Genomic DNA, 23415 nt, shown 5'->3' with positions numbered 1-23415 from the left:
TCAACATAGGCAAGAAAGCACGCCCCAGCAATGCCATAAATGCATGGCTCACATGATATATAAAACCATGAAAATTCAGGGAAAAAAGAGAATTAACTGGATTTCGGTTAATTCAGAAGTAGCTGTTGAACACGACGATTTCGTCGGCGCGCGACACGTTCAGCTGATAACGTGCGGTTTCATCGAGCATATCTTTTTCCAGTGAGCCATCGCTCAGCAATTCCACCTGCCGCTCCAGCGCCTTGCGCTTGCTGCTCAGCTTGGCAAGTTCATCGGCGCGCTCGGCACGCATGTGCTCGAACTTCTCCGTGGCGATCAGACCGAGGTCGCCGTGGACCGAATGATAACCGAAATAGGAAAGGAAGGCGACCGTGATGACGGGAAGCACCAGACGACCGAATTTCCGTTCCTTGTGATGTCTCGTCCACATGCGAGCTAGTTCCTGAAACGCATTACCAGGATTTCAAAATCGCACATCTTGCTTAATCAATCGTTGATCTTGGGGAGCTTGCGACACTCTGTCGGTTTGATCGGGCACTCATTTTTACCCGCCTCCAAGGCCTCAATGCAAAACGGGCGACAACCGTTTCCGGTCGCCGCCCGCGCTTTGTCAGATCATGGACCTCGACGGTCCCTTCAATCAGGCCTTCAGAACCGAGCGGCCGGCATATTTTGCCTGCGGACCGAGCAGTTCCTCGATGCGGATCAGCTGGTTGTATTTGGCAATCCGGTCGGAGCGCGACAACGAGCCGGTCTTGATCTGCCCGCAATTGGTGGCAACCGCGAGATCGGCAATCGTCGAATCTTCCGTTTCGCCCGAGCGGTGCGACATGACGGCGGTGTAGCCAGCCTTGTGGGCGGTTTCCACGGCATCGAGCGTTTCGGTGAGCGAGCCGATCTGGTTGACCTTGACCAGGATGGAGTTGGCAACGCCCATCTTGATGCCGTCACGCAGGCGCGACGAATTGGTGACGAAGAGATCGTCGCCGACCAGCTGCACCTTGGCGCCGATCTTGTCGGTCAGGTACTTCCAGCCGTCCCAATCGTCCTCGGCCATGCCGTCTTCGATGGAGATGATCGGATATTTGGCGGCAAGTTCGGCCAGATAATCAGCCATGGCTTCCGGCTCGAGCGTGCGGCCTTCGCCTTCCATGACGTATTTGCCGTCCTTGAAGAATTCGGTCGAGGCGCAGTCGAGCGCCAGCTGCATGTCGTCGCCCGGACGGTAACCGGCCTTTTCGATCGACTTCATGATGAAATCGAGTGCTTCCGGCGCGCTCTTCAGGCCCGGCGCAAATCCGCCCTCATCACCGACATTGGTGTTGTGACCGCCAGCTGCCAATTCCTTCTTCAGGACATGGAAGACTTCCGAACCCATGCGCACGGCGTCGCGGATGCTTTCGGCACCGACCGGCATGATCATGAATTCCTGAAAATCGATCGGGTTGTCGGCATGGGCGCCGCCGTTGATGATGTTCATCATCGGCACCGGCAGAAGGCGGGCGTTCGGGCCACCGACATAACGGAAAAGCGGCAGGCCGGACGATTCGGCGGCAGCCTTTGCGACAGCCAGCGATACGCCGAGAATGGCGTTGGCGCCGAGGCGCGACTTGTTCGGTGTGCCGTCCAGCTCGCACATCAGCGTGTCGATGAGGATCTGGTTTTCCGCATCATGGCCGCCGATGGCATCGAAGATCTCGCTGTTGACGGCTTCGACTGCCTTTTCGACACCCTTGCCATGATAGCGCTTGCCGCCATCGCGCAGTTCCACCGCTTCGTGGGCGCCCGTCGAGGCACCGGAGGGAACGGCCGCGCGGCCCATGCTGCCGTCCTCGAGATGAACGTCGACTTCGACGGTCGGATTGCCGCGGCTGTCGAGAACTTCGCGCGCGATGATGTCGGTAATGGCTGTCATTGGCTATTCCTGCTGGTAAGTGCGGTGGAAATCACCGTCTGTCTTAATCCAAGGTACAGAAATTACAATGGCAGGCATATGACAGCGATGTCGGTTTGCTGGCACCTCCTCCATGGCTTGCGGCAACCGGCCAGAGCCGAAAGGTTGTGTTTTCACAGTGTGATTCCAATAAGTTGGATAGACATTTTAAGAGGCTGTTTGCGTTTTGGTAAGAGCTGACGGGCATAATTGAGCATGGCCTAATCTGGCGCAAGGGGAGCGCTGGCGGCCGATAACCCCTCACCCGTCCGGGACCGTCCATGACACTTACGATATCGCGCAGTCTTCTCCTGTTTGGCCTTTTGGTCGGCGCTGGCGTTGCCGCCGCCATCGGCATCCAGAAACTTGCTTTCGACCGGCTGCGGGTCAATGGACCGGTCTATGAGCAGATCGTCTACGGCAAGGACTTGGTCGCCGACATCCTGCCGCCGCCGATGTTTCTGGTGGAAGCCTATCTGCTGGCAACCGAAGGGGCCTACCATCCGGAGCTTGCGGACCAGAACCTCAAGCGCATTGCCGTCCTGCGCAAGGATTACGAGACACGCAAGGCCTATTGGTCCGGCTCGACGCTTGCGCCACAGTTGAAACAGCAATTGGCCAGCAAGGTTCAGCCGAGCGCCGAAACCTTTTGGTCCCTCCTCGACGGAGATTACAAAAGCGCCATTTCCTCAGGCGATGCCCAGCGCATTCGCGCGGCCGTCAATGCGCTGAAGACAGCCTTCCAGGCGCACCGCGCCGATGTGGATGCATTGGTGACAGCCGCCAATGACCGGCTTTCCGGCGCTGAAAAACAGGCGGCCGAGGAAACCTTCACGCAGAGCCTTGCCTCTTATGTCGCGGCGGCTGCTGCCATGGGCCTGCTGATCGCAGGTCTCATTGCCATGAACCGGCGTGCCATAAAGCCGCTTCGCGGCATGCGCGACTATATGAGCATCCTGGCCGGCGGCGATTATTCACGGCCCGTACCCTATGACGGACGCGGTGACGAAATCGGAGAAATGGCGGCGGCCGTGACAGTGTTTCGCGAAAACGCGCAGGAGCGGATCGCCGCACGGCGCCGGCAGGAAGAGGAGCGCGAACGGGGCATGACCGCCGAACGGGCCGAGCACGCCCGCCGCGCCGAGGAAGACGCCACCCGCGCGCGTGTGATCGAGGCCTTGAGCGCCGGCCTTGAACGGCTGGCCAAGGGTGATCTCACCACCCGGCTCTCGGTGCCGTTTTCCGCCGACTATGAAAAACTGCGGCGTGAATTTAATGCAAGCCTGCAGACGCTTGAGGAAACGCTGGGTGAAATCGGCGAGGCGATGCACGCCGTGCAGACGGGCGCCACCAGTATTGCCGGCGGCACTGACGCCCTGTCGCGGCGCACCGAAGAGCAGGCCTCGTCGCTGGAAGAGGCAGCCTCAGCACTTGCCGAGATCACCACCACCGTGCGCACAACCACAGACCGTGCGCGCGAGGCCAATAACCGCATGGTGCAGACGAGAACGAGTGCCGAAACCTCCAATGCCGTGGTGCGCGAGGCGGTGGATGCCATGGCAAAGATTGAAGGGTCATCCACCCAGATCCGCCAGATCATCAGCGTGATCGATGAAATTGCCTTCCAGACCAACCTTCTGGCCCTCAATGCCGGCGTCGAGGCGGCCCGTGCCGGCGAAGCGGGCAAGGGTTTTGCCGTGGTGGCCCAGGAAGTGCGCGAGCTTGCCGGCCGTTCCGCCAGCGCCTCGCGAGAAATCCGCGAGCTGATCGACACCTCGTCAAAGCAGGTGGGCGCGGGCGTCGCCCTTGTCAATCGCACCGGCCTTTCGCTCGAAGATATCGAACGCCAGGTGCAGGCGGTGAACGATCTTATCGCGGCCATCGTCTCGGCAGCCGGTGAACAGTCCCATGCGCTGGCAGAGGTCAGCGAGGCGGTGAACCGGATGGACCAGGTAACCCAGCGCAATGCTTCGATGGCTGAAGAGACAAGTGCGGCCTGCGGCGATCTCAACGGCCATACCGCAACGCTTGGGCAGCATCTGTCCCGGTTTACGGTCGGCCAGCAAAAGGCAAGCCGTTACCGGATGGCGTCTTAAGGCACAACCGAGCCAGACATCGGCATACTCAACAAGGGGCGGCTCTTAGGCCGCCCCTTGTTCGTTCAGCAAAATACCGCTTCAGGACTTGGCGACGGCGTCAAACGCCAGCAGCTTTTCCAACAGGCCCTTCAGGTTTTTGAGATGCACCATGTTCGGGCCATCGGACGGGGCGTTGTCGGGATCGTCATGCGTTTCGATGAAGACACCGGCCACGCCGACGGCGACGGCTGCCCGTGCCAGTGTCTCGACGAATTCCCGCTGTCCGCCGGTCGAGCCGCCCTGCCCGCCCGGCTGCTGCACCGAATGGGTTGCATCGAAAATGACCGGCGCGCCGAGGGACGCCATGATCGGCAGCGAACGCATATCGGAGACAAGCGTGTTATACCCGAACGATGCGCCGCGCTCGCACAGAAGCACATTGGGATTGTCGCTTTCGGTGAACTTGGCGAGCACGTTCTTCATGTCCCAAGGCGCCAGGAACTGGCCCTTCTTGACGTTGATGACGCGGCCCGTTTTTGCCGCCGTAACCAGAAGATCCGTCTGACGGCAGAGGAATGCCGGGATCTGCAGGATGTCCACAGTCTCGGCCACCACGGCGCATTGTTCTTCCGTGTGGATATCGGTCAGCACCGGAAAGCCGAACTCGGCCTTGAGATCGGCAAAGATCTCCATGGCCGTCTCAAGCCCGATGCCGCGTTTGCCCGCAATCGAGGTGCGATTGGCCTTGTCGAAGGAGGATTTGTAGACAAGGCCGATGCCGAGATCATCGCAGATTTCCTTGACGGCGCCGGCCATCATGAAGGCGTGGTCGCGGCTTTCCATCTGGCAGGGGCCGGCGATCAGCGACAGGCGGCCGGTGTTTGAAAAAACGACGCGGGCCGAACCCTCGCCGACGGATACCTCTGCATTGGCTGTGACGGCCATGATCACTCCTCAAACACGAAAGCAGCGCCCTGACCGGGGGCTGCGGCAACGACGATGCGCGTGCCTCTTTTCTTAAAGGCCACGTCATTAGCAGCAAGGCAATCTGCTGTCACGGCAAGATCAGAGGTGGCAAACACCAGGGCAGCGCCGCAAAGCCCGCCGGCGGATGGGGAGAGATCAATGCCGAGTTCGTCCGCAACACTCTGCCGCGACGACAGCGCAACATGTCCATTCCGCGCCTGAAAGACATGACCCGAGGCATCCGCAACTGCTTTGGTTTCCAATACAGTCTCGAGAACAGGCAGCGCAGCGATCGGATCATCTGCGGCAAGCCACACGCCCCGCAACCCGACCACGCCGTTTTGATGCCGCTCCAGATGCGCCCTGTCGGCCGGCAAGGGATTAAGCCGCTCGCAGGCGAACAGGAAAAATTCGGGAGATCCGGTTTCGGCGAAGGCCAGCCTGAAGCGTGCGATCACCTCATGCCCGTCCGCCGTCAGCGCCGCGCGGGAAAATTCAAGGATCTCGCCGGCGGACCGACCTGCTCCGACAAACCGCGTGTGGTCTCCATCGGCATCCGGCGAAGCGACCACGAGGCCAGAAAATCCATCGTCCCCACAGGCGGCACGGAAGGCGAGATCTCGCCCGGTAAAGACGTTGCCCTCTCCTGCCGTGCGTTCGGCAACAGCGCGGTCGCGGATCGCCAATGGCTCCAGATACAGGCCATCGGAGAGAAACACGCAGGCATTCTGCGTCCCAAACGGATGCTGCGCATCCGGCGCCACGGTAAAACCGAGCGTCCCCAGCCGCTGGCGCGCCACCGCCAGCGTGCAGACGGGCATGACAAGATGATCGAGCGGGCGGACCATGATTCTCTCCTTCAACGATGCGGGCGGCAGTGTAGCGCCGGATAAGCGCTTGAATATCCCGCACGCTTTCAGCAATCAGCGTTTTATCCCCGGCTTTTGAGGGCTTGCGGAACACATATGGAACATATAGTGTCTGTTCTGGATTTGTTTCCACTTCGAGGTTGTCTTCATGCTCACACGCAAACAGCAGGAACTGCTCCTGTTTATTCACGAACGGATGAAGGAATCCGGTGTACCGCCCTCGTTCGACGAGATGAAGGATGCCCTCGATCTGGCGTCGAAATCGGGCATCCACCGCCTGATTACCGCGCTTGAGGAGCGTGGCTTCATTCGACGGCTGCCGAACCGGGCGCGGGCGCTTGAGGTGATCAAGCTGCCGGAATCCTATTCGCCGCCGGCCCAGCCGCGTCGCGGGTTTTCGCCCAGCGTCATCGAAGGCAGCCTCGGCAAGCCGCCGGCCACACGCCCTGCCCCGCCAGCTCCGGCTGTCGAAGAATATACGGGCTCTGCCACCGTTCCCGTCATGGGGCGTATTGCTGCCGGCGTGCCGATCTCGGCCATCCAGAACAATACCCATGCCATCAGCGTGCCGATCGAGATGCTGGGCACCGGCGAGCATTACGCGCTGGAGGTAAAGGGCGACTCGATGATCGAAGCCGGCATCATGGATGGCGACACGGTGATCATCCGCAATGGCAGCACGGCGACGCCCGGTGATATCGTCGTGGCGCTTGTCGATGACGAGGAAGCGACGTTGAAGCGCTTTCGCCGCAAGGGCGCCTCGATTGCGCTTGAAGCGGCCAACCCCGCTTACGAGACCCGCATTTTCGGGCCGGACCGGGTGAAAATCCAGGGCAAGCTTGTCGGCCTCATCCGCCGTTACCACTAAGCAGTTCGAAAACCGGTTGCGGCAACGTTTCGTCAAAGATGCGCTGCCGCCAATCATAGGTTCGGTGAACGCTCCAGGGGCGTTTGTTGCCGATGCTTGCGCCGGTTGCCTGCCAATCCCGGCGGTGACTGCTTCCGGCAAATCGGATTTCAAGGGCTCCTGTCTTGCGTAGCGTCGATTCCGTCAGCATCAGCGCGCCGGAGCGGCAGGTTTCGAATCGGGCACGGGCGGCAATCACGACGTCGGCCGTATCGCAGGCGGTTCCCGCATAACGCGGGTCATCGATGGTGGCGATTCGCACTTTTTCCAGCGAACGGGCAAAACAGCCGAGAGCGGCAATGCAGGTGAATTGACCGGGAGGAGCGCTGGTCAGGGCTTTGTCCATGGCAGTGGCAGCCGCTCGCTGCTCCTCTTTGGTCAAGGGCGGATCTGGTGGCTTTCGGGGGGAAACGCCTGTCTCGGTTCGGCCAGAGTTCAAGTGAATCGCGTCAGCGTCTGATGGGCCTGCTCCGTGTCCTTCCTCGGGAACGACCGCGCGGATGTCTGTGGCGATCTCTGATTCGGGCGTGTCTGCATCGGCTCCCGTCTGGCGGCTGTGTGCTGCATCGGCGCCGGGTTGTGCATGAGCGCTCTTCGCGGTGCCGGGTGGTAAGTCTTGCGGTTTTGCCGCGGTGTTGCGCCGGGGCATGATCGGCGCAAGCGTATTGTCGATGATGAGGGCATTCTGCCACTGGCGATAGATGAAATCGGGTGGTGTCCGGCGGTTGGTGGCGGCCGTCTGTCCGTCGATGAGAGCGACGAGGCTTGCGTCTTCAGAAATCAAGAGGCTTGGACGCGGGGCATCGTCAGGCCAGAACGACAAAATGAGTGCTGCCGCCATGACCGGCAGGCCGAACAGTTTTAGCCGTGTGCGCAGGAGGACCAGAATCAGAAAGCCGAGCGAGGCTATGGGCAGGAACCAGCCATGCTGCCGCCCAACCGGGGCGTCTCCTCCCCAACCCGCCACCGTCTCGGCAACGGAGATAACCAGCTCAACGCCAAAACCCATCAGTTTCAGGAACGGCGCCTCCAGCCCGAACGGCATCAGCAGCATGGCAAGCATGCCGAAGGGCATGACGATCAGCGATATGATCGGCATGGCCGCGAGATTGCCGGCAAGGCCATAAGTGGCGACGCGGTGGAAGTGGGAAACGGAGAAGATCGAGGTGGAGAGTGCGCCGATGAGCGAGGTCAGCACCACGCCGGCGACCATGCTGGAGAGAGCGGCGGTGGCGGCAAGCAGTGCCGGACGGCGCGCGGCAAGCGGATCATGCGGATCGCCATGAATACTCGACCAGGCGGCGTAACCTGCGACAAGTGCGGCCGTTGCGGAAAACGACATCTGGAAGCTGGGACCCAGCACTGCCGAGGGTGTCAGGACCAGGATGACGAGTGCCGAGAGCGCCACATTGTGCAGGCTGATCGAGGGACGGTCGAACAGCACCGAGGCCAGCATGATCACCATCATCACATAGGCGCGCTCGGCCGAAACACCGAAACCGGAAATGAGATAATAGGCCGTCACCATGGCCAGCGCGCCGATAGCTGCGATCTTTTTGACGGGAAACCGCTGCGCAAAGCCGGCAAACAGGCTGAACACCATTCGCGCGCCGACAAAAAAGATGCCGGCCGCCAGCGCCATGTTAAGCCCGGAGATTGCCACGATATGGGCAAGCCCCGCGACCCGCAGCGCCTCGATGGTCTTTTCCGAGATTGCACGACGCTCATCGGTGACGATGGCGGCGGCAAAAGCCCCGGCATCACCGGGAACCACGGCGCGGATGCGGGTTCCGATGTCGCTTCGCAGTTCAAACAGCTTGCCAAGGATGCGCGTCGACCAGTTTTCATGCGTGCCGATGCCGACCTGCGGCGACCCATAGAAAAAGCCAACGGCGCCGATGCCTTGAAAATAGGCAGAAAAGGCAAAGTCGGCGAGCCCGGGCAGAGCCGGTCCCGAGGGTGGGGAAAGCCGTGCCCTGCCGGCAATCCGCGTCCCCGTCTCATAGGCTTCGTGTGCGGTGCGGGAAAGCAAGACGGCGCGTTCCGGCGGACGGGCAATGACGGGGGCAGCGGTTGTCAAAATGCGCACCGTATAACGCCAGCGCCCGCCGGCCGCCGCCTCGCGTTTTTCCACGAGACCTTCAATCTGCGTGGTCACCGGCGTGTCGAGGATCGTCGTTCGGTTGCGCAGGCTTTCGATCTGCGCAAGGCCCGCACCGGCGCAGATCAATCCGGGCATCATGAGCGCTAGGGAAAAGCCGCGGCGCCCGGCCCGACCAAGCAAGATCGCGGTCATAATCAGCGGCAGTGCCAAGAGGCCAAAGCCAGCGGGTGGCGGCTCCGCAAGTGAGAGCCAGACGATTGCGCCAAGCCCTATAAATACGGGCACGAGGAGGAAATGGCGGCCGTGCGCCTCCTCTTCGGCGACAAGGTTTGCGAGCTTTTGGCGCCAGCCAGGATGTTCACTTTCCCGTGCGTCGAGAAACCCATCATCGAGGTCGCGGTTATCCTCGGCAAGGCGTGCGGGTAGCTGCGGCGAAATGGCTGCGGGTAACCTCAGGCCGCGCGAAAACGCCATCGCCTCACGCGATGATTCGCCTGGCGAGACGTCCACCTCAGCCACACATCCTCCCGGGAAAAAGCATCATTCCCCTTTAACCGAAAGACAACCTGCACCTGTTTAACTTGTCCGGTCAATTGCAGCATCCGCCACGGTTGACCGCCCGCCTTGATTGGATCGATTTAATCGCGCCAAACTGCCAGAATGTGGTCTTGCCAGGCCGCGACGCCGCTTTATCGCCTCGGCTTTCGCGCTGCACAATTACCCGCGCCAAGTGCTTGGCAGCACGCTTTAGATCATATAGCTACTTTCAGAGGCTTCACTCATCTGGCGCGTTTCGCGCCATTCCGCCCATCGGAGGATCAGTATGACGGACACAAGCGCACATCTGGGATTGGGAGATAAAACGGTCGACCTGCAGGTCAAGAAGGGCACGATCGGGCCTGATGTGATCGACATCGGCGCACTCTACAAGAACACCGGCGCCTTCACCTACGACCCGGGTTTCACCTCGACCGCATCCTGCGAATCCAAGATCACCTTCATCGATGGCGACGAAGGCATTCTGCTGCATCGCGGTTACCCGATCGAGCAGCTGGCTGAACACGGCGACTTCCTGGAAACCTGCTATCTGCTGCTGTACGGCGAACTGCCGACGGCTGCCCAGAAGAAGGATTTCGATCACCGCGTCACGCACCACACCATGGTGCATGAGCAGATGAGCCGCTTCTTCACCGGTTTCCGCCGCGACGCCCACCCGATGGCCGTCATGGTCGGCACGGTTGGCGCACTTTCGGCTTTCTATCACGATTCCACCGACATCACCGATCCGCACCAGCGCATGGTCGCTTCGCTGCGCATGATCGCCAAGATGCCGACGATCGCTGCGATGGCCTATAAGTACCATATTGGCCAGCCGTTCGTTTATCCGCAGAACAATCTCGATTACGCCTCGAACTTCCTGCGCATGTGTTTTGCCGTGCCGTGTGAAGAGTACAAGGTGAACCCGGTTCTGGCCCGCGCCATGGACCGCATCTTCATCCTGCATGCGGATCACGAGCAGAACGCCTCCACCTCGACGGTGCGTCTGGCCGGTTCATCGGGTGCAAACCCGTTTGCCTGCATCGCAGCCGGCATTGCCTGCCTCTGGGGCCCGGCTCACGGTGGCGCCAATGAAGCCGCCCTCAACATGCTGATGGAAATCGGCACGCCGGACCGTATTCCGGAATACATTGCCCGCGCCAAGGACAAGAACGATCCGTTCCGCCTGATGGGCTTTGGCCACCGCGTCTACAAGAACTACGATCCGCGCGCCAAGATCATGCAGAAGACCACGCATGAAGTGCTGAACGAGCTTGGCCACAAGGATGACCCGCTTCTGCAGGTTGCCATGGAGTTGGAAAAGATCGCGCTCACTGACAGCTATTTTGTCGAAAAGAAGCTCTATCCGAACATCGACTTCTATTCGGGCATCACGCTGAAGGCGATGGGTTTCCCCACCACCATGTTCACGGTTCTCTTCGCGCTTGCCCGCACCGTCGGCTGGATTGCCCAGTGGGCCGAAATGATCGAAGATCCGCAGCAGCGCATCGGCCGCCCGCGCCAGCTTTACACGGGCGCTGCCCAGCGCGATTACGTGCCGGTCTCCAAGCGCTAAGACCCGTTTCGGACAGAGATCATACCATCAAAGCCCGCGAAATTTTCGCGGGCTTTTTCGTATCGGGATGATTCTTCCGCCCGGTCGAACTATCGTGTCGGCAATCGCAGTGGACGCTGCAGGATACCGGAGGAAACCCATGGATTTCATGAAGCTGCTGAAGTCTCTTGAAGAGCTGCTTTACGAGGTGGTCTCCTGGCTCGTCTTCTATCCGCTGACCATGTGGCGTTCGCTCGTCACGCCGCTTGACATGATGCGCTACGCCGATGAGGAACTGGCAGACCGGCCGCAGGACCAGTACGACGATACGCTAAGCCCGCCGCTTTTCCTGCTGCTGACGCTCCTGTTAGCCGAGACAATTTCCCACGCCATTCCGTCTCTCTACGATGATTCGACGCTTCCACCGATTTTGTCATCCACTGCCAATCTGCTGATCGCCCGCGGGGTGATCTTCAGCGTCTTGCCGCTCGTCATGGCCGTTACGCTGGTGAGACGCAAGAAAGTCCGGTTGACGCGGGCAACACTGCGGCCACCGTTCTACAGCCAATGTTATGTGGCGGCGCTGTTCGTTTTGGTGGCCGGTATCGGTCTTAATCTCATGCTCATCCCGCACCAGGCGGGGCTCGTCACCGGCGCCGTTCTCTTTGCCCTGGCGATTTTCTGGTATGGACAGGCTCAGGTGCGATGGTTCAAGCAAGACCTGGACATCACCACGGCTGCGGGTGTCGGCTTGTTTGTCGGCCGTTTCCTGATCGGCGTTCTCGTGATCCTTGCGGTCGCATTAGCGATCGGATGGAGCTTGAAAAGTTGGAAATGATGGTGCTGCCTGGAAGCGTTCAACAGGCGCCTGACACGAGACTGCGCGCTAAAAGTTCGACAGTTGCCGTGACGCGGCCGGCAAAAGAGGCAGCCTGATGGCGAAGACGACAGCGGAGAATATCGTTGCCCTCGAGCGCAGTCTGCATCGAGCGGACGTCCGAACCGACCCGCGCGAGGTCGCAGGCCTTCTCGCCGAAAACTTCATCGAATTCGGCAGTTCGGGACGGATCTTCGACAAACAGATGACCGTGGCGGCTCTTGCTGCGGAAGACCCGACGGATGGCGGATCGTCGTTACAGGCACAGGACTTTGCCGTGCAGGAACTCAGCGTCGATGTCCTGCTGGTCACTTATCGGATCAACCGACTGGCGACGCAGGCGCAGGCGGCGCGCCAAACCCTCAGAAGTTCAATCTGGAAGCGGATCGATAACCGCTGGCAGATGGTGTTTCATCAGGGAACAATTGTTCCCGACGCATGACCGCGCCGCGCCAGAACCTCCAGCACCAGGCCGGCTCCGGCTTCTCCCGGGGGGACGCTGGTGGAAAGCCGATCCCACACGATTTGAAAGCCTGCCAGCATGGCGCGGCGTTGATGCGTGTCGGATGACAGGCATTCGGCCCAGCGGCAGAGGTAGCCGGGGCGCACCATGTCGTTGATATGTTCGGGAATGACCGGCTGGTCGGCAATCAGGTTCGGCAGGGCTGCCGACCAGATCTTGATGCGCTTGGCCATCATCCGGATCAGGAAATCGCCTTTGTAGATGGAGACGGTCGGCACGCCGCAAAGCGCCAGTTCCAGCGTCACCGTGCCGGAGGCGGCAATGGCTGCATCGGCACTGGCAAATGCGGCCCATTTTTCACTGGCGCCGACGGTGATGTCCGGTTTCACCGTCCAGTCCTGCACAAGGCTTTCCACCAGCGCCTTCTGGCGCGGCACGGTGGGTAACACGAAGCGCATGGCCGCGTTGCGGGCGGCCAGAAGGTCCACCGTTTCCTTCAGCGCCGGCATCAACGCGCGGATTTCCGTCGAGCGCGAACCGGGCAGCAGAAGCACGGTTTTTTGTCCGCTTTCGGAGCTCTCAAGGCCACGCAGACGGCGGCGCGCGCGCACCGATATGACGTTTGCGTCCGCCGTCAGCCGATGGCCGATGAAATCCGTCTTCGGGCCGCCCAGCCGCCGCATGGCTTCCGGCTCGAAAGGCAGCACGGCGAGCACCTGATCGACATAGGCAAGCATCTGCGTCGCACGGTATTCCTTCCATGCCCAAACGCTCGGGCAGACGTAATCCACCACGGGCAGATCCGGCAGCGCCTTTCGAACGCGTTTAGCCACCCGGTGGGTGAAATCCGGGCTGTCGATGATCAGGAGCACATCGGGTTTGGCCGCGATGATGGCATCGGCGGCCTCGCCCAGGCGCTTGATCATTAGCGGCAGGCGTTTCAGCACCTGCGTCAGGCCCATGATCGACAGATCGGAAAAATCGAAGATCGAGGTCAGCCCTTCGGCTTCCAATGCATCGCCACCGACGCCCACCAGTTCGACCGGGCCTTGATAGGCGCGCTTCAGATGGGCGATCAGGTCACCGCCTAAGAGATCCCCGGAGACTTCGCCGGCCACCACGGCCACTTTCAATGGACGCATGTTCATTTCACTCCCTGCCCCGGAAGGCCTGCATCAATGCCGCAGACGAAGACACCGGCGTCATCGGCAAGTGACAGCATCTCGGTCTTGTCGAGCACCAGCGCCCGTCCCGCCTCCACCGCAATGCCGGCAAGACCGGCGGCAATGATCGAACGGATCGTCGAGGGGCCGATGGTCGGCAGATCGGCACGCACATCCTGCTGCGGTTTGCAGAGCTTGACCAGCACGCCGCGACGCCGCGCCGAGATGCGGCCCTCCGCGCGCAGTTCGGCCACCCGCTGCAACATGCGGTCGGTGCCTTCGACACCTTCCAGCGCCACAATACGCCCGCCGACGCTGACGGCGCCCTGCCCGACATCGAGCTGCCCCAGCAGTCGTGCAGCGGTGGATGCGGTCAGGATATCCCGCTCGTCATCGGCGGTCGGGCGATGGCGACCCATCACGCCGGTCTCGGCAAGAAGTGCCGGCACGATGTCATGCACGCCGACCACCTGGCAGCCCATGCCTTCAAACAGACGGATCACCATCTGCAGCACAGTATCGTCGCCACCGGATAGCAGTGTTTTTACCACATGCGGCACCTGGATGAAGGTGCGCCAAGTCGGGTGAATATCGCGCCATTCCGGGCGTCGGCGCACGGCGCCGGACATCACGATGCGCAACACGCCTTTTTCACGCACCAGCTTTTCGATGCGCGCGAGATCACCCACGCCGGCAATGGCGTGGTCAAAGGGAGAAAAGTCTCGGTCAATTTCATTCTTGAGGCAGATGACGAAAGGCTCGTCGCCGGCAGCACGCGCAGCTTCGGCCACGTAGAGCGGCAAAAAACCGCCGCCGGCGATGATGGCAAGCCGTCCCGCCCGGTCTCGAACGGGAACCGGCGCCACCGCCTCAGGCCTTGCCGCGATGCGGCGAGGAAATCGCCCGGTCACTGTCTGCACCGATGAAATCGATGATTTCAAGCGCTTCCTTGCAATCGAGATAGTCGTCGCGAAGGGCAGCGGCTTTGGCACGGATGGAGCCTTCGCCTTCAAAGATATCCTTGAAGGCGCGGCGGACGCGGTGAATGACTGCACGGTCGATGCCGGCGCGCGTCATGCCGACGACATTCAGCCCGCCGAGCAGGCCCGGATTGCCGTTCAGCATGCCATAGGGGATGACATCGTAATTGACGGCAGAGAGACCGCCGACAAAAGCCTGGCGGCCGATACGGCTGAACTGGTGTACGGCAGCGCCGCCACCGAGGATCACGCGATCTTCCACCTTCACATGGCCGGCCAGCATGACATTGTTCGACATGATGATGTGGTTGCCGAGCTGGCAATCATGCGCCACGTGGGAATTGGCGAGAAACAGGCAGTTGTTGCCGACGACGGTGGTGCCGCCGCCATCCACCGTGCCGGTGTTCATGGTGACACCTTCGCGCATGGTGCAGTTTTCACCGACGAACAGCGTGGTTTCCTCGCCGGCGTGATGCACACTCTGCGGATCGCCACCGATCACTGCCATCGGGAAGATGCGGCTGCCACGGCCAATCTGCGTGGCTCCGGTGACGACCGCATGCGAGACAAGCTCGACATTGTCGCCCAGCACCACTTTCGGACCAACCTGGCAGAAAGGGCCGACGGTAACGTTTTCACCAATCACCGCGCCGTCTTCGACAACAGCCATCGGGTGAATGCGGGCACTGGCGGCAATCGTGCTCATGCCGCGTCCTTCGGACGGATCATCGCGCCGATATCGGCCTCGGCGACAAGCACGCCATCCACCTTGGCATCGCAGTGGAATTTCCAGATATTGCCGCGCTGCTTCTGCTTGACGACATGGAATTCGACGCGGTCACCCGGCACAACGGGCTTGCGGAAACGGGCATTGTCAATCGTCATGAAATAAACGAGATTGCCGGTTTCGCCCTGCTTGCGGGCACAGATGGCACCCGCCGTCTGCGCCATCGCCTCGATCAAAAGCACGCCGGGCATGATCGGCCGTTCGGGAAAATGACCGACAAAATGCGGCTCGTTGGCCGTTACATTCTTGATGCCAATTGCGCTCATGTCACCATCGATCTCGATGATGCGGTCAACCAGCAGGAACGGATACCGGTGAGGCAGCAGCTTCATGATCTCCATGATATCCACGGAGTCGAGCACCACCTGTTCCTGATCAGCCATTCCTTTCTCCTCTTTTCTTTGCGCGCTCGTCCGAGCGCGTCATAATCTCGGCGAGGTCCCGCAGGAAATCGGGCATGGGACGGGCCGGAATGCCGCCATACCGCGCACCTGCGGGGATGGACGCCACCACGCCACTCATTGCCGCGATCTGCACACCATCGCCGATCGTGATATGGCCGTTAACGCCGGACGCACCGCCAATCTGCACGCCGTCGCCGATTTTTGTCGAGCCCGCTATACCAGTACCACTGGCGATGGCGCAATGGCGGCCGATCTTTACGTTGTGGGCAATCTGGACCTGGTTGTCGATCTTCGTGCCTTCGCCGATGACCGTATCGTCCATTGCACCGCGATCAACCGTGGTATTGGCGCCAAGCTCGACATTGTCCTGGATGATGACGCGGCCGACCTGCACCATTTTCAGCATGCCGGCGGGACCGGGCGCAAAACCGAAACCATCCTGGCCAACGCGCGCGCCGTTATGGATGATGACGCCATTGCCAATGAGCGCGCAGATGACGGAAGCACCGGCGGCAATCGAACAATCGCGCCCGATGCGTACATCCGCGCCGATGACAGCGCCGGCGCCGATTCGGGTGCCCGCGCCGATTTCGGCGTTCGCACCCACCACAGCCATGGGTTCGACGGAAACGCCCTCTTCGAGACGTGCCGTCGGATCGACATAGGCAGCCGGCGAAATGCCGTTGCCCAAGACGGTGGCTGGAGAGTGCATTGCTTTTGGATGCAAAAGCGCCCCGGCGCGCGCAAAAGCCGCATGCGGCTTTGGCGTCAGAAGAACCGGGATATGGGCGGGAATAACAGACCGCAGCGCCTCATCGCAGAGGATGGCAGACGCCTTGCAGGTATCCAGCTCGGAGCGGTACTTGCGGGAGAGGATATAACAGACATCGCCTTCGCGGGCGCGCGCCACAGGCGAAACGGAGCGGACAAGCCGCCCCGCCTGGGTCTGATCCAGAAGTTCCGCCCCAAGATGCTTTGCCAGGTCACCCAGGCTTACGCCATCATGCGGCGGAAAGAAGTCGTTCTTGTCCATCAGCCATTGCTCCAGAACAGTTTAAAGTCCGCGGTTCTGGATGCTGAAGATCAGAACTGGTTTGCCATGCTGAAGCGGAAGCGCTGCTCTTCGTCGTAGTCTTCCTTGGCAACCGGCACGGCGTAATCGAAGCGCAGAGCACCGAAGGGCGAGGCCCAGGAGATGCCTGCACCGACCGAGGCACGCAGCGAACTGTCAGTCCCGTTGACCGTGCCGCTAACCGGAACATCGTTGCCATAGAGCGAACCGGCATCGGCGAACAAGGCGGCGCGAAGGCCAAAATCTTCCGGTACGGCTGGCATCGGCATGGTGACTTCGGCCGAAGCGTTGAAGTAGGTCGTGCCGCCGATGGCATCTTCGCCAACACGCGGACCGATACCGTCGTTCTTGAAGCCACGAACCTGACGTCCGCCGAAGGTGAACTGGTCGAAGACGTGAAGGTCGTCGCCCGTCGCCAGTACATGACCTGCGCCAACCGACAGCTGGCCGATGATATCAAGCTCATCCGACAGAAGGTGGAAATAACGCGCGCGGCCGTAGATCTTGTAATATTCCGAATCACCGCCGAGACCGGCATATTCATGCGTCACGGTTGCATAGATGCCTTCGCGCGGCAGCGTCTTGTCGTCCAGCGTGTTGTAGGTCAGCGTCTGCGAGACAGACGACTGATCGTAGGTACCGCCATTGACGAGGTCACGGAACGGCTGCGACAGATTGGTCTGCCAGTCGTCGGTACCGTCATATTCGATCTGCTTGTAGGTGTAACGGAAGGTCGTCGCCAGATTCTCTGTGATCGGCGCCGTAACACGCAGGGTAATACCCTGTTCGTTATAGTCGTAATAATCGTTCGACGACGTCTGGCTCTTGAACAGATCGAAACCGGCAGCCAGGCGATAACCGAGGAAGTAGGGCTCGGTGAAGTTGAGCGAATAGGTACGGGCATCGTCAAGACCGCCACCGGCGGCCACGCGGATGTACTGGCCACGGCCGAGGAAGTTCTTTTCCTCGATCGAGGCTTCCAGAACCACGCCATCATCGGCGGCATAACCGGCACCGATACCGAACGAGCCGGTTGCCTGATCCTCGACATCAACCACGATCACGACGCGGTCGGCGGACGAGCCGGGCTGCGTGGTGATGTTGACCTTGCCGAAATAACCCAGCGCTTCAAGACGGCGCTTGGCGCGGGTGATCATCGTCTGGTTAAAGGCGTCGCCTTCGCTGATGTCGAACTCGCGACGGATCACGTAGTCACGGGTACGGGTGTTGCCACGAATGTCGATGCGTTCGACATAGGCGCGCTCGCCCTGGTCCACGAGGTAGGAAATACCGATCGTGTTGGTCTGGAAGTTGCGGTCGCCACGCGGGGTGACGCGTGCAAACGGATAACCGGCTTCGGCCACCTTCTTGGAGATTGCCTCCATCGTCTTTTGAACTTCGTTGGCCTTGTAGACGTCGCCGGACTTCGTTTCGACGAGACCCTGCAGGTCTGCGCCGTTGATCCCGTCGACCGTCGATTCGACAGCCACGTTGCCGAAATTGTAGCGAGGACCTTCCTCGACCGTGAAAGTCAGCGTGTATTCGTTCTTTGCTTCGTTGAGCACCGCATCCGACGAAACGATGCGGAAGTCCGGATAACCATGGTTGTAATAGAACTGGCGCAGCGCCTCTTCGTCGGCGCGCAGCTTGTCCTCGGTAAACACGTCCTTGCGGGTCAGGAACGACAGCGGGCCGGATTCCTTCGTCACCAGCACGTCATGCAGGCGGCGATTGCCATAGGCCTGATTGCCGATGAACTTGATGTCGGAAATCTTGGTGCGGTCGCCTTCGTTGATCACGAAGGCAATGTTGACGCGACCCTGGCCGACCGGAACCACCTGCGTGGTGATCTCGACGTCGCCACGACCGATGGCCTTGTAGGCTTCCTTCAGGCGCGCGATGTCTGCGGTGACCAGCGCTTCGCTATAGGGGCCGAGCGGCTGGGTGTTGACGACGCCCTGCAGCTTGTCGTCCTTGATCTTGCGGTTGCCGTTGAACACCACCTGGTTGACCAGCTGGCTTTCATTGACCGTCACGACCAGCGTCGAGCCGGATACCGCGATCTTCACATCGGAAAAATAACCGGTGGCGTACAGACGCTTTACCGATTCATCGATATCGGAATTGGAAAAATTGACGCCTGGGCGAATGGTGATGTTGGACCGAACAGCTTCCTGGCCGGACCGTTGTGCACCACGCACCTCGACACGCTGAATCGTCGCGGCCTGCGCAGACAAGGGTGAGCTAAGAACAACCACACCTGCACCAGACGCAACAACACCAGCAGACAGCGCAACCGCCGAGACTGCGTTCAAAAACCTTGAACCAGCTTTCATTTTCAATTCTTACCTTTTTCCGTTGTCCTTGTCGGGGGATACCCGACTCCGGCCACGTGTGTCGTTTTACCTGCTTTTGCCCTACAAGCAAGGTATCCCGTTAATTTCTATTTACTTCCTTTGAAGGCGTGACCCAATCGCCACGGCGAACTCCAAACAGGGTAAACAGTTGGTTTACAACTGACTTCGTCAGCCGATCAGGTTGCTGATGTCGTTCCAGGTGGCAAAAACCATCAGGCTCAGCACCATGGCCAAACCGATGCGGAATGCAACCTCCTGTGCGCCAGCGCCCAAGGGTTTTCCCCGGATCGCCTCAATGGCGTAGAAGACAAGGTGACCGCCATCGAGCACGGGAACCGGCATCAGGTTCAAAAGACCGATGGACACGGAGAGGACGGCGGCCAGCTGGATGACGGCGGAAAGGCCGAGCGTCGCCATCTGTCCTGAGGCCTGCGCCACCCGCACCGGCCCGCCCAGCTGGTCTGCCTTCATGCGGCCGGTCACCAGGTTGCCGATATAGCGGAAGGTGCCGGTGATGATGTGGCCTGTCTCCACAAAGCCCTGCCCCACGGCTTCCACAGGCGAATAGGTGACATGGCGAAAATTGCCGCTCTGCTCGTTGGTGACGATGCCGATCAGGCCCATTTCCACCTTGTTGCCGAACTGGTCTGTAATCTCCGACCGCTTTGGCACCATCGGCAGGTCGATCCGCTGGCCGTTGCGCTCCACGGTGACGACGATCGGCGTCTCCGGGCGGATGCTGACATAACGGCGGACATCGTCAAAGGTGCGGATGGTCGAGCCGTCAAGCGCGACAAGCCTGTCGCCCGGGAGAACGCCGGCTTCGGCGGCCGCGCTGTCCGGACGCACTTCGGCCACGACCGGATCGGAGATCATGCGACCGTAGACACCGAAAAGCACGGCGAAAATGGTGATGGCCAGGATGAAATTGGCAATCGGGCCGGCGGCAACCGTTGCGGCGCGTTTCCAGAGGGCAGCCCCTGCCAGCGTCTGCGCGCGCTCGGCGGCGCTGAGCTGTGACAGGTTTTCTGCATCGGGACGGCTGGAGGCGTCCTCGTCACCGAAAAATTTCACATAGCCGCCAAGCGGAACCAGCGAAAGCTTCCAGCGCGTGCCGTGGCTATCGGTGAAGCCCACAAGCTCCGGGCCAAAACCGATCGAAAAGGCGGTGACGCGAATGCCGCTCCAGCGGCCGACGAGGTAATGCCCCATCTCATGCACGAAAACGAGCAGCGACAGGACGAGAATGAAGGGGATGATATAGCCCGTCAGGAAACCGAAGATTGCCATCAATTGATCCACTTCTCCTGTTGAACGGCCTTAAAGGCCGAACAGGAACGCTGCCACGGAGGTGCCGCCCTCTTCCGACCATGCGGCATGCATGATTGCAAGAAGAAATGCCGCAAACCCGGCAAAAACGAGGCCGTCAACCCGGTCCATCACGCCACCGTGGCCGGGAATGAGGTGGCTTGAGTCTTTTGCGCCAAAGCGGCGCTTGATGAAGCTCTCGAACAGGTCGCCCACCTGGCTTGCAACCGACAGGCTGAAGGCCAGAAAGGCGGTGCGCAGCGAAAGCACGGGAAAAAAGGCAAAGGACAAAAGGCAGCCCGCTGCCACGCCCGAGACCGTGCCGCCAATGGCACCGGACCAGGTCTTGCCGGGCGAGATGCGTGGCGCAAGTTTTGGCCCGCGCAGGGCGCGCCCGACGAAATAGGCAAGGATATCGGTGGCCCAGACCACGGCAAAAACGAACAGCATGGCAACGAATCCCGGCTCGTCTGCACCGCGGATGGCAGCAAGCGAGATGCCGCTGAAGGCGGAATAGGCAATGCCGGCGGGAAGCCAGCCGCTTCCGCCACGCACGGCAATCAGCAGGATGGCCGTCAAGGTAAAGCCGCCGGCCAGCGGCACGCCCATGCCCTCGTCACCCAGCACCAGATTGGCGGCAACCGACACGACAGCCAGCCAGCCAAGCGCATTGCCGCGAAAATCGACATCGGCAAGCCGCGTCATTCGCGACCATTCGTAATAGACGAGGACGGCGATGATGGCCGAGAAACCACGGAAGGACAGCCCGCCGGCCCAGGTGGCGATGAGCGTCACGGCCGCCATGACAATGGCGGAAAAAATGCGTCGTCTGAGTTCGATCGACATCAGCCCGCCACCGCAGCGGGTGCGACGGGTGACAGGCCACCAAAACGACGATCCCGTGCCGAAAACGTCCGGATCGCCTCGTAGAACAGCTCGCGGTCAAAATCGGGCCAGTATTGCGGCACGAAGACGAATTCCGAATAGGCCGCCTGCCAGAGCAGAAAGTTCGACAGCCGTTCTTCGCCGCTGGTGCGGATGATGAGATCTGGGTCGGGAATGCCGGCCGTGTCGAGATGCGCCGCAATGAGATCGGGCGTCACGTCCGCGGCCTTCAGGCGTCCGGCTTCCACCTCGATGGAAAGGCGCCTGACGGCCCGGGCAATCTCGTCGCGCGCGCCGTAGTTGAAGGCGATGATGAGCGTCAGGCCGGTATTATTGCCCGTGGTCTCTTCTGCCTCAAGGAGAAGCGGAAGAATATCACCCTGCAGTCCGTCGCGTTCGCCGATCACGCGGATGCGCACGTTCGAGCGGTGAAGTTCGGCCAGATCGCGCCGGATGAAGCGGCGCAGAAGCCCCATCAGCACCGAAACTTCCTCCTGCGGCCGGCTCCAGTTTTCCGAGGAGAAGGCAAACAGCGTCAGGAATTCGATGCCGGCATCCCCGGCTGCCTCCACGGTGCGCCGAACCGCCTCGACACCCTTGCTGTGTCCGACGGTGCGCGGCAGGCCGCGTTCATTCGCCCAGCGTCCATTGCCGTCCATGATGATGGCAACATGTCTGGGTATGGAGGGCAGCTCACCTTGCACCATGGAACATCCACTCGCTTCAACGTTGAAAAACAGGCAATCAGGCAGATTACTAAACCTGCATGATCTCCTTTTCCTTCTCGCTAAGCAAACGATCGACGTCGGAAATCGTGTCATCGGTCATTTTCTGCACCCGGTCCGACTGCGTACGGCTGTCGTCCTGGCCGATGGTGCCGTCCTTTTCCGCCTTCTTCAGCGAATCCATACCGTCGCGGCGCACATGGCGAATGGCGACCTTGGCCTTTTCGGCATAATCATGCGCCACCTTGACGAGCGACTTGCGGCGCTCCTCGTTCAGTTCCGGCAGCGGAATGCGCAGGTTCTGGCCGTCCATGATCGGGTTGAGGCCGAGATTGGCTTCGCGGATGGCGCGGTCGACGGCATTCACCATCGACTTGTCCCAGACGGAGATGCCGAGCATGCGCGGTTCCGGCACGGTCACATTGGCCACCTGGTTCAGCGGCACGCGCGAGCCATAGGCTTCCACGACCACCGGATCGAGAATGTTGGCAGACGCACGTCCGGTGCGCAGCGATGCGATATCGCTCTTGAACGCCGAGATGGCGCCATCCATGCGCCGCTTGATATCGTTGAGGTCGATGGCTCCGCTCATCTTCTACTCCGTTCTGGCAAGACGTCTGCGCAACTGCGTGCGCTTAAGGCTATTAATTGTCGGTCACGATGGTCTTGAGACCACCGCCGGTCAAGATCTCTCCGAAACCGCCCTTCTCGTGGATCGAGAAGACGATGATCGGAATGGAATTTTCACGCGCAAGTGCCACGGCTGCAACGTCCATCACGGCCAGACCCTTTTCCAGGATTTCGCTGTGGGTCAGGTGGTCGAAACGGGTGGCCGTCGGGTCCTTCTTCGGGTCGGCCGAATAGATGCCGTCGACCTGGGTTCCCTTGAAGATGGCTTCCGCGCCGATTTCGGCAGCGCGCAGCGCACCGGCCGAGTCGGTCGTGAAGAAGGGGTTGCCGGTTCCGCCGGCAAAAATGACCACGCGGCCCTGGGCCATGTGATGCAGCGCCTGGCGCTGCGAAAAGCTCTCGCAGATTTCCGGCATGGCAATGGCTGAGAGCACCACGGTGTCGATATCAAGCTTGCGCAGCGATGTTCCGAGCGCCAGCGCATTGATGACGGTTGCCAGCATGCCCATGTGGTCGCCGGTCACCCGGTCGCCGCCCTTGGAGGCCACGGCCACGCCGCGGAAGATATTCCCGCCGCCAACGACGATACCGACCTCGACGCCCATCCGGCGTGCCTCGGCAATATCGGCTGCAATGCGGTCGGCAACGGTAACGTCGATGCCAAAACCCTGGCTGCCCATCAGGGCCTCACCGGAGACCTTCAGTAGCACACGTTTATAGACGGGATTGGAGGATGACATGGAAACTCCTTCGAGGATCGCACCGAGTGCCGGATACACGAAGGGCGCCGCGTTGTCACGCGACGCCCTGACGCT

Annotated in this window: 21 protein-coding genes; 5 read left to right on the top strand and 16 right to left on the bottom strand. The window is 60.7% G+C overall.

Going from position 1 to position 23415, the window contains the following annotated elements; translation table 11 throughout:
- Positions 1 to 112 precede the first annotated feature (112 nt).
- Both AC4CWH_RS07090 and eno read right to left on the bottom strand, forming a co-directional pair.
- On the bottom strand, positions 113 to 430 hold the full coding sequence (locus AC4CWH_RS07090) for an FtsB family cell division protein (protein WP_491320979.1): 318 nt from the start codon (positions 428 to 430) through the stop codon (positions 113 to 115).
- Between the two features lie 210 nt (positions 431 to 640).
- Positions 641 to 1915, bottom strand: a complete 1275-nt coding sequence (gene eno / locus AC4CWH_RS07085; protein WP_491320978.1) for a phosphopyruvate hydratase — start codon at positions 1913 to 1915, stop codon at positions 641 to 643.
- 299 nt (positions 1916 to 2214) lie between these two features.
- Between eno and AC4CWH_RS07080 the strand changes: the two genes are divergently transcribed.
- Positions 2215 to 4029: a methyl-accepting chemotaxis protein gene (locus AC4CWH_RS07080; RefSeq protein WP_491320977.1), complete on the top strand. Its 1815-nt coding sequence runs from the start codon at positions 2215 to 2217 to the stop codon at positions 4027 to 4029.
- A gap of 81 nt (positions 4030 to 4110) precedes the next feature.
- Here AC4CWH_RS07080 and kdsA read toward each other — a convergent pair whose 3' ends face one another.
- Both kdsA and AC4CWH_RS07070 read right to left on the bottom strand, forming a co-directional pair.
- On the bottom strand, positions 4111 to 4956 hold the full coding sequence (gene kdsA, locus AC4CWH_RS07075; RefSeq protein WP_491320976.1) for a 3-deoxy-8-phosphooctulonate synthase: 846 nt from the start codon (positions 4954 to 4956) through the stop codon (positions 4111 to 4113).
- A 2-nt stretch (positions 4957 to 4958) separates the two neighbouring features.
- The gene (locus tag AC4CWH_RS07070) at positions 4959 to 5825 is read right to left on the bottom strand and encodes a VOC family protein (protein ID WP_491320975.1); all 867 of its coding nucleotides are present in this window, start codon (positions 5823 to 5825) and stop codon (positions 4959 to 4961) included.
- 169 nt (positions 5826 to 5994) lie between these two features.
- Here AC4CWH_RS07070 and lexA point away from each other — a divergent pair, with 169 nt between their 5' ends.
- Positions 5995 to 6714, top strand: a complete 720-nt coding sequence (lexA, locus tag AC4CWH_RS07065; protein WP_491281434.1) for a transcriptional repressor LexA — start codon at positions 5995 to 5997, stop codon at positions 6712 to 6714.
- Here the strand turns inward: lexA and AC4CWH_RS07060 are convergent.
- A complete protein-coding gene (locus tag AC4CWH_RS07060) occupies positions 6695 to 9376 on the bottom strand; it encodes a ComEC/Rec2 family competence protein (protein WP_491320974.1) in 2682 nt (893 codons plus the stop codon). The genes lexA and AC4CWH_RS07060 overlap by 20 nt on opposite strands.
- Before the next feature lie 304 nt (positions 9377 to 9680).
- Between AC4CWH_RS07060 and gltA the strand changes: the two genes are divergently transcribed.
- The 3 genes from gltA to AC4CWH_RS07045 all read left to right on the top strand — a co-directional run bounded on the left by gltA (position 9681) and on the right by AC4CWH_RS07045 (position 12268).
- Positions 9681 to 10970, top strand: coding sequence for a citrate synthase (gene gltA / locus AC4CWH_RS07055; RefSeq protein ID WP_491281432.1), 1290 nt, complete (start codon positions 9681 to 9683; stop codon positions 10968 to 10970).
- Positions 10971 to 11109: 139 nt separating this feature from the next.
- Positions 11110 to 11787, top strand: coding sequence for a permease (locus AC4CWH_RS07050; protein ID WP_491320973.1), 678 nt, complete (start codon positions 11110 to 11112; stop codon positions 11785 to 11787).
- Positions 11788 to 11884: 97 nt separating this feature from the next.
- Positions 11885 to 12268 carry a nuclear transport factor 2 family protein gene (locus tag AC4CWH_RS07045; protein WP_491320972.1) on the top strand — a complete coding sequence of 128 codons (384 nt, stop codon included), beginning with the start codon at positions 11885 to 11887 and terminating at the stop codon, positions 12266 to 12268.
- Here AC4CWH_RS07045 and lpxB read toward each other — a convergent pair.
- From lpxB to pyrH, 11 genes are all read right to left on the bottom strand, one after another.
- Positions 12241 to 13437, bottom strand: coding sequence for a lipid-A-disaccharide synthase (gene lpxB, locus AC4CWH_RS07040; RefSeq protein WP_491320971.1), 1197 nt, complete (start codon positions 13435 to 13437; stop codon positions 12241 to 12243). The genes AC4CWH_RS07045 and lpxB overlap by 28 nt on opposite strands.
- The gene (locus AC4CWH_RS07035) at positions 13434 to 14318 is read right to left on the bottom strand and encodes an LpxI family protein (RefSeq protein ID WP_491321376.1); all 885 of its coding nucleotides are present in this window, start codon (positions 14316 to 14318) and stop codon (positions 13434 to 13436) included. Before AC4CWH_RS07035 ends, lpxB begins: the two co-directional genes overlap by 4 nt.
- 4 nt (positions 14319 to 14322) lie before the next feature.
- On the bottom strand, positions 14323 to 15138 hold the full coding sequence (lpxA, locus tag AC4CWH_RS07030; protein ID WP_491320970.1) for an acyl-ACP--UDP-N-acetylglucosamine O-acyltransferase: 816 nt from the start codon (positions 15136 to 15138) through the stop codon (positions 14323 to 14325).
- Complete coding sequence (fabZ, locus tag AC4CWH_RS07025) at positions 15135 to 15602, bottom strand: 3-hydroxyacyl-ACP dehydratase FabZ (protein WP_491281427.1); 468 nt, start codon at positions 15600 to 15602, stop codon at positions 15135 to 15137. Before fabZ ends, lpxA begins: the two co-directional genes overlap by 4 nt.
- On the bottom strand, positions 15595 to 16656 hold the full coding sequence (lpxD, locus tag AC4CWH_RS07020; RefSeq protein ID WP_491320969.1) for a UDP-3-O-(3-hydroxymyristoyl)glucosamine N-acyltransferase: 1062 nt from the start codon (positions 16654 to 16656) through the stop codon (positions 15595 to 15597). Before lpxD ends, fabZ begins: the two co-directional genes overlap by 8 nt.
- 50 nt (positions 16657 to 16706) lie before the next feature.
- Entirely contained in the window at positions 16707 to 19031 is a 2325-nt protein-coding gene (gene bamA / locus AC4CWH_RS07015; RefSeq protein ID WP_491320968.1) for an outer membrane protein assembly factor BamA, read from the bottom strand.
- Positions 19032 to 19220: 189 nt separating this feature from the next.
- Positions 19221 to 20342: an RIP metalloprotease RseP gene (gene rseP, locus AC4CWH_RS07010; RefSeq protein WP_491320967.1), complete on the bottom strand. Its 1122-nt coding sequence runs from the start codon at positions 20340 to 20342 to the stop codon at positions 19221 to 19223.
- A gap of 30 nt (positions 20343 to 20372) precedes the next feature.
- Positions 20373 to 21206, bottom strand: coding sequence for a phosphatidate cytidylyltransferase (locus AC4CWH_RS07005; protein WP_491320966.1), 834 nt, complete (start codon positions 21204 to 21206; stop codon positions 20373 to 20375).
- On the bottom strand, positions 21206 to 21952 hold the full coding sequence (locus tag AC4CWH_RS07000; RefSeq protein ID WP_491320965.1) for an isoprenyl transferase: 747 nt from the start codon (positions 21950 to 21952) through the stop codon (positions 21206 to 21208). The genes AC4CWH_RS07005 and AC4CWH_RS07000 overlap by 1 nt, the downstream gene beginning before the upstream one ends.
- Positions 21953 to 22001: 49 nt before the next feature.
- Positions 22002 to 22562: a ribosome recycling factor gene (gene frr, locus AC4CWH_RS06995; protein ID WP_491281421.1), complete on the bottom strand. Its 561-nt coding sequence runs from the start codon at positions 22560 to 22562 to the stop codon at positions 22002 to 22004.
- Between the two features lie 52 nt (positions 22563 to 22614).
- Complete coding sequence (gene pyrH / locus AC4CWH_RS06990; protein WP_491281420.1) at positions 22615 to 23340, bottom strand: UMP kinase; 726 nt, start codon at positions 23338 to 23340, stop codon at positions 22615 to 22617.
- Positions 23341 to 23415 lie beyond the last annotated feature (75 nt).

Source organism: Neorhizobium sp. PAMB6716, from assembly GCF_058242805.1.
The sequence above is the reverse complement of the archived record's forward strand: the minus strand, read 5'-3'. Positions and strand labels throughout refer to the sequence as shown.